10 protein-coding genes and 1 tRNA gene are annotated in these 12,486 nt (G+C 67.1%); all 11 read left to right on the top strand.

Annotated elements, in window-relative coordinates; translation table 11 throughout:
- Nucleotides 1-6: 6 nt before the first annotated feature.
- Nucleotides 7-1,455, top strand: a complete 1,449-nt coding sequence (gene nuoN, locus JI752_RS01660) for an NADH-quinone oxidoreductase subunit NuoN (RefSeq protein ID WP_254200142.1) — start codon at nt 7-9, stop codon at nt 1,453-1,455.
- A gap of 82 nt (nt 1,456-1,537) precedes the next feature.
- Nucleotides 1,538-1,614, top strand: a tRNA-Met gene (locus JI752_RS01655).
- 300 nt (nt 1,615-1,914) lie between these two features.
- Nucleotides 1,915-2,490, top strand: coding sequence for a ribosome maturation factor RimP (gene rimP, locus JI752_RS01650; RefSeq protein ID WP_216958340.1), 576 nt, complete (start codon nt 1,915-1,917; stop codon nt 2,488-2,490).
- A gap of 60 nt (nt 2,491-2,550) precedes the next feature.
- A complete protein-coding gene (gene nusA / locus JI752_RS01645; RefSeq protein WP_216958338.1) occupies nt 2,551-4,038 on the top strand; it encodes a transcription termination factor NusA in 1,488 nt (495 codons plus the stop codon).
- A gap of 89 nt (nt 4,039-4,127) precedes the next feature.
- Nucleotides 4,128-6,764, top strand: coding sequence for a translation initiation factor IF-2 (infB, locus tag JI752_RS01640; protein ID WP_216958336.1), 2,637 nt, complete (start codon nt 4,128-4,130; stop codon nt 6,762-6,764).
- Nucleotides 6,765-6,866: 102 nt separating this feature from the next.
- The gene (gene rbfA / locus JI752_RS01635) at nt 6,867-7,238 is read left to right on the top strand and encodes a 30S ribosome-binding factor RbfA (RefSeq protein ID WP_216958334.1); all 372 of its coding nucleotides are present in this window, start codon (nt 6,867-6,869) and stop codon (nt 7,236-7,238) included.
- 156 nt (nt 7,239-7,394) lie between these two features.
- Nucleotides 7,395-8,351 carry a tRNA pseudouridine(55) synthase TruB gene (truB, locus tag JI752_RS01630; protein WP_216958332.1) on the top strand — a complete coding sequence of 319 codons (957 nt, stop codon included), beginning with the start codon at nt 7,395-7,397 and terminating at the stop codon, nt 8,349-8,351.
- 193 nt (nt 8,352-8,544) lie between these two features.
- On the top strand, nt 8,545-8,805 hold the full coding sequence (gene rpsO, locus JI752_RS01625) for a 30S ribosomal protein S15 (protein WP_216958330.1): 261 nt from the start codon (nt 8,545-8,547) through the stop codon (nt 8,803-8,805).
- 262 nt (nt 8,806-9,067) lie between these two features.
- On the top strand, nt 9,068-11,176 hold the full coding sequence (gene pnp, locus JI752_RS01620; protein WP_216958328.1) for a polyribonucleotide nucleotidyltransferase: 2,109 nt from the start codon (nt 9,068-9,070) through the stop codon (nt 11,174-11,176).
- 158 nt (nt 11,177-11,334) lie between these two features.
- Entirely contained in the window at nt 11,335-11,973 is a 639-nt protein-coding gene (locus JI752_RS01615) for a DUF5671 domain-containing protein (protein WP_216958326.1), read from the top strand.
- On the top strand, nt 11,970-12,389 hold the full coding sequence (locus JI752_RS01610; protein ID WP_216958324.1) for a hypothetical protein: 420 nt from the start codon (nt 11,970-11,972) through the stop codon (nt 12,387-12,389). The genes JI752_RS01615 and JI752_RS01610 overlap by 4 nt, the downstream gene beginning before the upstream one ends.
- Nucleotides 12,390-12,486: the final 97 nt, after the last annotated feature.

Genomic DNA, 12,486 nt, shown 5'->3' with positions numbered 1-12,486 from the left:
ATGAACATGCCTGTCCGTTCCATCGCCGACCTGATGCCGCTGCTCCCCGAGCTGGTGGTGATCCTCGGCGCGTTCGCGCTGCTGATGATCGACCTGTTCATCGACGAGCGCCGCCGCGTGGTCAGCCACCTGTTCGCCATTGCCGTGCTCGCGGTCGCGACCTTCATGGTCGCCACCGGTGTGGGCGGGCAGGGCACCGTGCTCGGCGGGATGTTCGTCCGCGACATCGCGGCCGATGTGATGAAGGTGACCATCGGTGTCGTCGGCATCCTGGCGATGATCTACACCTGGCCGTACCTGCGCGCCCGCGAGCTGTACAAGGGCGAGGTGTCGGTGCTGATGCTCTTCGCCACCGCCGGCATGATGCTGCTGGTGTCCTCCGGCAGCCTGGTGATGGTGTACCTGGGCCTGGAAATGCTGGCGCTTTGCTCCTACGCGCTGGTGGCCGTCGACCGCGAAAGCCCGCTGGCCTCGGAAGCGGCCATCAAGTATTTCGTCCTGGGCGCGCTCGCCTCGGGCCTGCTGCTGTACGGCCTGTCGCTGGTTTACGGCGCCACGGGCACGCTGCAGCTGGACCAGATCGCCGCCGTCACGCAGGACAAGCTGCAGGCCGGCGAGTCGACGCTGATGCTGATCACCGGCGTGGTGTTCATCGTCGCCGGCATCGCGTTCAAGTTCGGCGCCGCGCCGTTCCACATGTGGCTGCCGGACGTGTACCACGGCGCCCCGACGCCGATCACGCTGTTCATCGGCTCGGCGCCGAAATTGGCGGCGTTCGGCATGACCTACCGTCTGCTGGAAGTCGGCGCGCCCGCGTTCGAAGAGCAGTGGCGCCTGATGCTGGCGATCCTCGCGGTGCTGTCGCTCGCCATCGGCAACCTCAGCGCGATGGTGCAGACCAATCTCAAGCGCCTGCTGGCGTACTCGACGATCTCGCACGTGGGCTTCCTGTTCGTCGGCCTGGCCGGCGGCGGGCGTGAGGGCTTCGCCGCGGCGCTGTTCTACGCGATCAGCTACTCGATCATGTCGGCCGCGGCCTTCGGTGCCATCGTGGTGCTTTCGCGCCGCGGCTTCGAAGCCGACCGCATCGACGACTACAAGGGCCTCAACGCGCGCAATCCGTGGATGGCCGGCCTGGTGCTGTGCGTGATGGCCTCGCTGGCCGGCGTGCCGCCGTTCCTGGGCTTCTGGTCGAAACTGGCCGTGCTGCGCGCCGCGCTGCAGGGCGACATGCTGTGGCTGACGCTCGTCGGCGTTGTGTTTGCCGTGGTCGGCGCGTTCTACTACCTGCGCGTCATCAAGGCGATGTACTTCGACGAGCCGGAAGGGGAGCCCATGGAGCCCAGCAACGACCGTCCGCTGCGCATTGCCTTCGGCGTGAACGCGCTGGCGCTGCTCGCACTGGGTCTGGCCTGGAATCCGATCATGGCGTGGTGCCAGAGGGCGTTCGCCTGACAGCAGTTTTAGCGCGAATCCGATTTAATTCATGAATCGGGCTTGCGCAGATTTTAGTCGGCCGTTATGATGATCGGCCTGATGCGGGGTGGAGCAGTCTGGCAGCTCGTCGGGCTCATAACCCGAAGGTCGCAGGTTCAAATCCTGCCCCCGCTACCAGCTTCGGCCAGGATCGTTCGTTCATCGACACGATCCGAGGAAAGCCCGGATTCCGGGCTTTCCCGGGCCAAAGGCCGGGCTTGGTGATCGCGCACTGCTCACGCGATCACACCGACATCCAGCTGTACGGACAAGGGGCCCGCAAGGGCCCTTTGTCGTTTTCGTGCCCGTGGGTATGTGATTCGGAAGTTCCTGCTCCAGGAATGCGTGCTTCGGAAGAACGTGTTCGCGAGGCCGTTTCCTTTTGGCATTGCGCGGCATCGGGATGGGTCCCGTGCCGGCTTCGTGGGAGTCTGACGCGTGACGGACAAAGCTGTGGAAATCGCGAACCTGCTCGCCCCGACCGTTGCGTCGCTGGGTGTCGAGCTGCTGGGCGCGGAATACCTTGCAGCCCCCGGCAACGCCGTGTTGCGCCTGTATATCGACGTGCCGGCCGACCGGGCCGTGGGCGAGGACGGTCAGCCGCGCTCGGTGACCATCGACGACTGCGAGGCGGTGAGCCGCGAGGTGTCGGCGCAGCTGGATGTGGAAGATCCGATCAGCAGCCAGTACACGCTGGAAGTCTCCTCGCCCGGCATCGACCGCCCGCTGTTCACGCTGGGCCACTACGAGCGCTTCGCAGGCGAGACCGCCAAGGTCGCCATGAAGCTGCCGCAGGACGGCCGCCGCCGACTGCAGGGACAGATTGCGCGCGTGGACGGCGACAACGTCGTCTTCGTGCTGGACGGCAACGAGTTCGTCGTGCCGTTCGGAAACATCGACAAGGCGCGCCTGGTCCCGGACTGGGCCGCGCTTGGATTCGCCCCGGTCAAGCCGGGCAAAGACAAGCCGTCGAAGGGCGCGCCGAAAGGCGGCGCTTCGAAGGCAAAGAAGTAAACCACCCCATCACCACCCAATGCCGGCGGCGCGAGTCGCCGACCGTGCGGAGCTAGAAAGATGAGCAAGGAACTGTTGCTGGTCGTGGACGCGGTCGCCAATGAGAAGGGCGTCCCGCGCGAGGTCATCTTCGAGGCCATCGAGGCCGCGTTGGCCTCGGCTGCGAAGAAGCGCTACCACGACCAGGACGTGCTGGTGCGCGTCACCATCGACCAGAAGGACGGCAGCTACGAAACCTACCGTCGCATGGAGGTCGTGGCCGACGACGTCGTGATGGAGTCACCGGATCGCCAGATCCGCCTGATGGACGCCGTCGACGAGGTCGAGGGCGCCGAGGTCGGTGACTACATCGAAGAACAGATCGAAAACCCCGAGTTCGGCCGCATCGCCGCACAGGCCGCCAAGCAGGTGATCGTGCAACGCGTGCGCGAGGCCGAGCGCCAGCAGGTCGTGGACGCGTGGAAGGATCGCGTGGGCGAACTGGTCACCGGCGTGGTCAAGCGCGTGGAGCGCGGCAACATCTACGTCGACCTGGGCGGCAACGCCGAGGCGATCATCCCGAAGGACAAGGGCATCCCGCGCGATGTGCTGCGCACCGGCGACCGCGTGCGCGGTTACCTGTTCGACGTGCGCAGCGAACCGCGTGGCCCGCAGCTGTTCATCAGCCGCGCCGCGCCGGAATTCATGATGGAGCTGTTCAAGCTCGAAGTGCCGGAAGTCGGACAGGGCCTGGTGTCGATCAAGGCCTGCGCACGCGATCCGGGCGACCGCGCCAAGATCGCCGTCGTCGCGCACGACAACCGCACCGATCCCATCGGCGCGTGCATCGGCATGCGCGGTTCGCGCGTGCAGGCGGTGAGCAACGAGCTCAACGGCGAGCGCGTGGACATCGTGCTGTGGTCGGACAACCCGGCCCAGTTCGTCATCAACGCGATGGCGCCGGCGGAAGTGCAGTCGATCATCGTCGATGAAGAGAAGCACTCGATGGATCTGGCCGTGGCGGAAGACCGCCTGGCCCAGGCGATCGGCAAGGGCGGCCAGAACGTGCGTCTGGCGTCCCGCCTGTCGGGTTGGCAGTTGAACGTGATGACCCAGGACCAGGTCACGGCGAAGTCGGAGGCCGAACAGAACGCCGCCCGCCAGCTGTTCCAGGAAAAGCTGGAAGTCGACGAGGAAATCGCCGGCATCCTGGTCTCGGAAGGCTTCAGCACGGTCGAGGAAATCGCCTACGTGCCGGTCGGCGAGCTGCTCGCGGTGGAGGGCTTCGACGAGGACATCGTCGAGGAACTGCGCTCGCGCGCCCGCGACGCCCTGCTCAACGAGGCGCTGGCGGCCGAGGAGGAGCTCGACGAGCACCAGCCGGCGGCCGACCTGCTCGAGCTGGACGGCATGGATGAAGCCACCGCCTACGCGCTCGCCGCGCGCGGCGTGGTCACGCGCGACGACCTGGCCGACATGGCCACCGACGAGCTGACCGATATCGATGGCATCGACGAGGCCCGTGCCGCCGCGCTGATCATGGAAGCGCGCAAGCACTGGTTCGAATGAATACCGCGTCGGCCCGCCCGGCACCGCCGGGCTAGAATGACGCCAACACGCGCGGGGCCCGCCCCGCGCCACGAGGACACGGAATCCGAATGTCGCAGCAAACCACCATCCGCAAGCTGGCCGAACTGGTGAACACGCCGGTCGAGAAGTTGCTGGAGCAGCTGGCCGAGGCCGGCATGACCTTCAGCGGCCCCGACCAGGTCGTCACCAGCATCGAGAAAGTCAAGCTGCTCGGCTTCCTCAAGCGCTCCCACGGCAAGGCCGACAAGGCCGACGAACCGGGGGACGCGGCGAAGAAGATCACGCTCAACCGCAGCCGGAAGCAGGAAATCACCGTCGGCGGCGGCAAGAACAAGACGACCGTCGACGTCGTGGTGCGCAAGAAGGTCACGCTGGTGAAGCCGACCGAAGGCCAGCCGATGTCGGAGGGCGACGAGCGCGCCGAGATCCTGCGCAAGCTGGAGGAATCCAAGCAGCGCAACCTCGCCGAACAGCAGCGCCTGGCCGCTGACGACAAGCGTCGCGCCGACGAGGCCGATGCGGTCCGTCGCGAGGCGGAGGAAATCGCGCGCCAGAAGGCCGAGGAAGAAGAGCGTGCCCGCCTGGCCGACGCCAGCGTGGTCGCCGAAGACGCCGAGGAGCCGGCCGCGCGCAAGCCTGCGACCACCCACGGCCACGGTCATCCCAAGCCTGCGGCCGCGCACGGCCACGGTCACCCCAAGCCCGCTCCGGCGCGCGTGGCCGAAGCGCCGCGTGGCACCCCCGCGCACAAGACGCGTGGCTCGCACGCGATGGTGACGACCGTCGAGGACGACGACCGCACCAACCGCTTCGCCGGCCAGATGCACCTGAGCGCCTCCGAGCGCGCCCGTCGTGGCGCCAGCTCGCGTGGCAAGGCCAAGCCGCAGCGCCGTCACGCCGAGCAGGCGCGTTCGGGCAGCGGCTTCACCCGACCGACCGCGCCGATCGTGCGCGACGTCGCCATCGGCGAGACCATCACCGTCGCCGATCTGGCGCAGAAGATGGCGCTCAAGGGCGGCGACGTGGTGAAGGCGCTGTTCAAGATGGGCGTCATGGCGACCATCAACCAGTCCATCGACCACGACACCGCTGCGCTGGTGACCGAAGAGCTGGGCCATGTGGTCGTGAAGGCCGATGCCGCCAGCGCCGAAGACGCACTGCTGGCCCACGTCGAAGAGACGCAGGGCGAGAAGGTCGCGCGTCCGCCGGTGGTCACCATCATGGGCCACGTCGACCACGGCAAGACCTCGCTGCTGGACTACATCCGCCGCACGAAGGTGGCCTCCGGTGAAGCCGGCGGCATCACCCAGCACATCGGCGCGTACCACGTGGAAACCGACAAGGGCGTCATCAGCTTCCTCGACACCCCGGGCCACGCGGCGTTCACCTCGATGCGCGCACGCGGCGCCAAGCTGACCGACATCGTCGTGCTGGTCGTGGCCGCCGACGACGGCGTCATGCCGCAGACGAAGGAAGCCATCCAGCACGCGAAGGCGGCCGGCGTGCCGCTGATCGTGGCGATCAACAAGATCGACAAATCCGACGCCGACCCGAGCCGCGTCAAGAACGACCTGCTCGCCGAGGACATCGTGGCCGAAGACTTCGGCGGCGATACCCAGATGGTGGAGCTGTCGGCCAAGACCGGCCTGGGCGTGGACGACCTGCTCGACGCGATCTCGCTGCAGGCCGAAGTGCTCGAACTGCGCGCAGTACCGACCGGCCGTGCCACGGGTACGGTGATCGAATCCGCGCTCGACAAGGGCCGCGGCCCGGTCGCCACCGTGCTGGTGCAGGCGGGCGAACTCAGGAAGGGCGACTACCTCGTGTGCGGCGTGCAGTACGGCCGCGTGCGTGCGCTGTTCGACGAGAACGGCAAGCAGGTCGAGGGCGCCGGTCCGTCGATTCCGGTGCAGGTGCTCGGCCTGTCCGGCGTGCCGGACGCGGGCGACGACTTCGTGGTCGTCGACGACGAGCGTCTGGCCAAGGACGTCGCGCAGCAGCGCGACGCCAAGCGCCGTGAATCGCGCCTGGTCGCCGCTGCCGGCAACCGCATGGAAGACATCATGGCCCAGATGGGCAAGGGCGAGGGCCAGCTGAGCCTCAACCTCGTCGTCAAGGCCGACGTGCAGGGTTCGGTGGAAGCGCTGCGCCAGTCGCTGACCGCGCTGTCCAACGACCAGATCCGCATCAACGTCATCAGCTCCGGCGTGGGCGGCATCACCGAGTCCGACGCCAACGCCGCGCTCACCGCGAAGGCGACGGTCATCGGCTTCAACGTCCGTGCCGACGCATCGGCGCGCAAGGTGATCGAAGGCAACGGCGTGGACCTGCGCTACTTCTCGATCATCTATGACGTGATCGACCAGGTGAAGCAGGTCGCGTCCGGCATCCTGGGCGTGGAGATCCGCGAAGAGATCATCGGCACCGCCGAGGTTCGCGATGTCTTCCGCAGCTCCAAGTTCGGCGCCGTCGCCGGCTGCATGGTCGTGGAAGGCGTGGTCAAGCGGAACAAGCCGATCCGCGTCCTGCGCGACAACGCCGTCATCTTCGAAGGCGAACTGGAATCGCTGCGCCGCTTCAAGGAGAACGTCGACGAGGTGCGCAACGGCACCGAGTGCGGCATCGGCGTGAAGGCGTACAACGACGTCAAGCCGGGCGACCAGATCGAGTGCTTCGAGCGTATCGAAGTGCAGCGCACGCTCTGAAGCCGGGATTCGTGATTCGGGATTCGTGATTCGTAGAAGCGAAGAGCGCGTCCCGGTCACGCAAGTTCCACCACGAATCACCAATCACGAATCACAAATCACGTGCCAGGCAAATCGTTCCATCGCACCGATCGCGTTTCCGCCCAGCTCCGCAGGGAGTTGGGCACGCTGGTGCACGAGGCCGTGCGCGAGCACGGCCTGCCGTCCGTCAGCGTCTCCGACGTGGAGGTCTCGCGTGACCTCGCGCACGCCAAGGTGTTCGTCACTGCGCTTCAGCAGGAACGTTCCAAAGAGGCCGTCAAGGCGCTGAAGGAACTGGCCCCGCAGATCCGCTTCCAGCTCGGCCGCGCGGTGAAGATGCGCCACGTGCCCGAACTGCATTTCCACTACGACGATTCGGTCGATCGCGGCGAACGCATCGGCAACCTGCTGCGCGATACGCCGCGGGTCGCCGACACCGACGCCGACGAATGAGCCGGCGCGGGAGCCTCCCGCGCCGTTCGTCGTCTTTCTCCGTTTCCCATTGCCCTGGCCGCGGATCCCCCGCAGGATTCGCACGGCAGGCCGTCGTTGCGACCTTGTGATCGTGACGCGGTGACCGTGGCGACCAATGGACTCCCGCGACGATCCATGACGAAAGCCAAGACGCGCTTCCGCCCGCTCGACGGCATCCTGCTGCTCGACAAGCCGCAGGGCCTGAGCTCCAACCAGGCGCTGCAGCAGGCGCGCCACCTGTTCCGCGCCGAAAAGGGCGGGCACACCGGCAGCCTGGACCCGCTCGCCACCGGCCTGCTGCCGCTGTGTTTCGGCGAGGCGACGAAGATCGCCGGCTTGCTGCTCGGCTCGGCCAAGGCCTATGAGACGACGGCCGTGCTCGGCCTGACCACCGACAGCGACGACGCCGACGGCGCGCCGCTGCTGGAACGTCCCGTGCCCGTCCTGGACGATGCCGCCATCGAGGCGGCGCTGGTCCCGCTGCGCGGCCCGATCCGCCAGCGTGCGCCCATCTATTCGGCCCTCAAGCAGGGCGGCGAGCCGCTCTACGCCAAAGCCCGCCGGGGCGAGTCCATCGAGGCGCCCGAGCGGGACGTTGTCGTACACCGCTTCGAACTCCTCGACCGTGACGGGCCCCGCCTGCGTCTGCACGTGGAGTGCGGCTCGGGCACCTACGTTCGCAGCCTGGTCCGAGATCTCGGGGAAACCCTTGGCTGTGGCGCCCACGTCGCCACGCTGCGCCGGCTCTGGGTCGACCCCTTCCGCGCGCCGGCGATGCACACGCTGGAGTCGGTGCGTTCGCTGCTGGAAGAGGGCGGTGAGACAGCGCTGGAGGCGTGCCTGCTCCCCATCGAGGCCGGGCTGTCCCAGTTCCCCCGCGTCGAGCTGGAGGCGGAGGCCGCGCGTCGGCTGGGCATGGGCCAGGCCGTGGACTGCCCCGCGGGTGAAGAGGGGCTGGTCGCGGTGTTCGGGACCGATGGCCGCTGCCTGGGCATCGGCCAGCGTTCCGGGGAGCGGCTCGCGCCGCAGCGCCTGTTCCGCTGGGCGGCGCAGTCGGGCGAGCCTGAACAGGCGGCGCGATCGCCCGCGTGAAGGCCGGTCTTCCCGCGAAAGACACTCGGGCGGGTCGCATTCGCGTGGGCCTGCTGTTACAATTTCGCCGCTTTTCAAGCACCTAAGCAGTTCCCTTTCGCAACATCCCACAGCAAACGGCGGGCCAGGCGGTGCGTCGGCGCGGTTCATTCCGGTCGATTCGCTTCTGCAGGCCACGCATCACGAGGCAAAGATGTCCATCGACACCAGCAAGATCATTGAAGACAACAAGCGCGGCGCCAACGACACCGGTTCGCCGGAAGTCCAGGTCGCCCTGCTGACCGCCCGCATCGAGCAGCTCACCGGCCACTTCAAGGTCCACAAGCAGGACCACCACAGCCGCCGCGGCCTGCTGCAGATGGTCAACCGTCGTCGCAGCCTGCTCGACTATCTCAAGCGCAAGGACCACGAGCGCTACAAGAGCCTGATCGAGAAACTCGGTCTGCGTCGCTAAACGCAATACCCACCGCGGCGCAGCGATGCGCCGCGGTTCGTTTTTGAGGTTGGCTGCACCGGTACGGCGCCTGGCGTGTGTACCAAATTGAAGTTCGCATTACCCGGTACGGCGCACAGCACGCCCCGTACCGTCTGAGGTCGGCGGGCATCGGACGCAACGCGTCCGCCGCATGACCATCCGAATTCAGGCCGCATCGTCGGCCGGTCGGAGCGGGGCAGGGGCCCCGACCGGAACGCATCAGAAACGACAGGAACCCAACGTGGCAAAAATCACCAAGACCTTCCAGTACGGCGCCCATCAGGTAACGCTGGAGACGGGCGAGATCGCTCGTCAGGCCAGCGGCGCGGTCATCGTCAAGATGGACGAGACCGTCGTGCTGGTTACCGCGGTCGCCGCCAAGAGCGCGCGCGAAGGGCAGGACTTCTTCCCGCTCACGGTCGACTACCAGGAAAAGTTCTACGCCGGCGGCCGCATCCCGGGTGGCTTCTTCAAGCGTGAAGGTCGCGCCACCGAGAAGGAAACGCTGATCTCGCGCCTGATCGATCGCCCGATCCGTCCGCTGTTCCCCGAGGAATACAAGAACGAAGTCCAGATCATCGCGACGGTGATGTCGTCGAATCCGGACGTCGACGGCGACATCCCCGCACTGATCGGCGCTTCGGCCGCGCTGGCGCTGGCCGGCACGCCGTTCCAGGGCCCGATCGGCGCCGCCAAGGTCGGTTACAAGGATGGCCAGTACATCCTCAACCCGACCGTGTCGCAGCTGGTCGACTCCGACCTGGAGCTGGTCGTCGCCGGTACGTCCAACGCCGTGCTGATGGTCGAGTCCGAAGCGAACATGCTGTCGGAAGACGTGATGCTGGGCGCGGTGATGTTCGGTCATCGCGAGATGCAGAAGGTCATCAACGCCATCAACGAGCTGACCGTGGAAGCCGGCACCAAGCCGTCGACCTGGGCCGCTCCGGCGAAGAACGACGCGCTGATCGCCGCGATCACCGAAACCGCCGGTGCCTCGCTGGCGCAGGCCTACCAGATCCGCAACAAGGGCGAGCGCCGCGACGCCATCTCGGTCATCCGCAAGGACACCTGGGAGCAGCTGGCCGGCCGCGCCGAAGCCTCGGGCTGGCTCGCCGCCGATTACGCCAAGGAGTTCGGCGACCTCGAGTACCGCACCATGCGCGACTCGGTGCTGGACACCAAGGTCCGCATCGACGGCCGCGACCTGACCACCGTCCGTCCGATCGAGTGCAAGGTCGGCGTGCTGCCGCGCACCCACGGCTCGGCGCTGTTCACCCGCGGCGAGACGCAGGCCATCGTGGTCACCACGCTGGGCACCGCACGCGACGGCCAGATCATCGACGCCATCTCGGGCGAGTCCAAGGAACACTTCCTGTTCCACTACAACTTCCCGCCGTACTCGGTGGGCGAGACCGGCCGCTTCGGCGCGCCGAAGCGTCGCGAGATCGGCCACGGCCGCCTCGCCAAGCGCGGCGTGCTCGCTTCGATGCCGTCGATGGAATCCTTCCCGTACACGATCCGCGTCGTGTCGGAAATCACCGAGTCCAACGGCTCCTCGTCGATGGCCTCCGTGTGCGGTTCCTCGCTCGCGCTGATGGACGCCGGCGTGCCGGTGAAGGCGCCGGTCGCGGGCATCGCGATGGGCCTGGTGAAGGAAGACAACCGCTACGTCGTGCTGTCCGACATCCTGGGTGACGAAGATCACCTGGGCGACATGGACTTCAAGGTTGCCGGTTCCACCGAGGGCATCAGCGCCCTGCAGATGGACATCAAGATCCAGGGCATCACCGAGGAGATCATGAAGGTCGCCCTCGCCCAGGCGAAGGAAGGCCGTCTGCACATCCTCGGCGAGATGGCCAAGGCCATCACCGCGCCGCGCGGTGAGCTGAGCGAGTGGGCCCCGCGCCTGCTGACGATGAAGATCCACCCGGACAAGATCCGCGAAGTGATCGGCAAGGGCGGTTCGACCATCCAGGCCATCACCAAGGAAACCGGCACGCAGATCGACATCCAGGACGACGGCACCATCGTCATCGCTTCGGTCAACGCCGCCGCCGCCCAGGCCGCGAAGGCGCGTATCGAGCAGATCACCTCCGACGTCGAGCCGGGCCGCATCTACGAAGGCAAGGTCGCCAAGATCATGGACTTCGGTGCGTTCGTGACGATCCTGCCGGGCAAGGACGGCCTGGTGCACGTCTCGCAGATTTCCAGCGAGCGCGTGGAGAAGGTCTCCGACAAGCTCAAGGAAGGCGACATGGTCAAGGTGAAGGTGCTGGAAGTCGACAAGCAGGGCCGCATCCGCCTGTCGATCAAGGCCGTCGAGGAAGGCGAGGGCGTGTCGGCCGAGTAAGCCGCGCGCGTATCCCTTCGGCGACATCGCCGGATCTTGAAAAAGCGGGCTTCGGCCCGCTTTTTCTTTGCGTCCGGTTTCCCGCGGCGCCCCGGTCTTCGCGCGCGCGCCCGGCGTCTTGCTAGGCTTGCCCCCGTTCAACACGGAAAGGGCAGGCAATGGCATCGGGATCGCAGGAACTGGAACGCTTCGTCCATGAAGCGCTGGTGCGCGGGGAATCCAAGGAGTCCATCGCGCGCGCATTGTCGGCGGCGGGATGGCGTGACGAGCAGACGCGCGGCGTGCTCGACACCTACGCCGACGTGCCTTACGTCGTGCCGGTGCCGCGACCGCGCGCCTCGGTCTCCGCGCGCGAGGCGTTTCTGTACCTGGTGATGTTCGTCGCGCTGTATTTCACGGCCTGGCATCTGGGCAGCCTGCTGTTCGACCTGATCAACCGCGCCTGGCCCGATCCGGCCGACACCATCGCCTGGCGACTCGACAGCTCGATCCGCTGGTCCGCCGCGACGCTTATCATCACCTTCCCGGTCTTTGCTTACGTCGCCCACTACGTGGCCCGCGACGTGGCCCGCCATCCGATCAAGCGGCTCTCGCCCGTGCGGCGCTGGCTGACGTACCTGACGTTGTTCGTGGCGGCGACGGTCCTGATCTGCGACATGACCACCCTGGTCTTCAACCTGCTGGGCGGCGAACTGAGCACGCGCTTCGTGCTGAAGGTGCTGGTGGTGGCGGTGATCGCCGGCAGCGCGTTCGCCTGGTACCTGCACGACCTGCGTCGCGAAGAGGTGGACGCATGAGCGCCGCAGCGGGACGCTGGCTGCTGGTCGGGGCAGGCGTGGTGGTTGCGGGGGCGGTGATCGCGGCGATCGTGGCGATCGGAACGCCGGCGCAGCAGCGGCTGTTGCGGCAGGACGAACGACGCGAACGCGACCTGATCAGCCTGAAGGTGGACATCGAAATCTGGGCCGAGCGGAACGAGGCGCTGCCGCCGAATTTGTCCGCGCTGGCTCGCCCCGGCTCGCGTCCGGCGATGCGCGATCCCTTCACGTCGCGGCCGTACGAATACGAAGTGCTGGGCGCCCGTCGCTACCGGCTGTGCGCGATGTTCGATAGCGACACGGCCGAGCGGGACGTGGGCGGCCAGTGGCGGCACCCGCGTGGGAGGCAGTGCTTCGACCTGAAGCTTCCCGATCCGGCGAAGGTCGAGCCCTGACGGGCAGGGACATCGGACGGCCCAGCATCGCCGCTCGAGCGGGCGGTGGATGTCACGGATCCCGTCCTTCGTCCGTCCTTGAAAGTAGGCTTCCCCG

Origin of the sequence: Lysobacter sp. MMG2, assembly GCF_016735495.2 — a bacterium.
In the GTDB taxonomy this organism is placed as follows: domain Bacteria; phylum Pseudomonadota; class Gammaproteobacteria; order Xanthomonadales; family Xanthomonadaceae; genus Lysobacter_J.
Note: the sequence above shows the minus strand (reverse complement) of the source record. Positions and strands in the feature narration are given on the sequence as shown.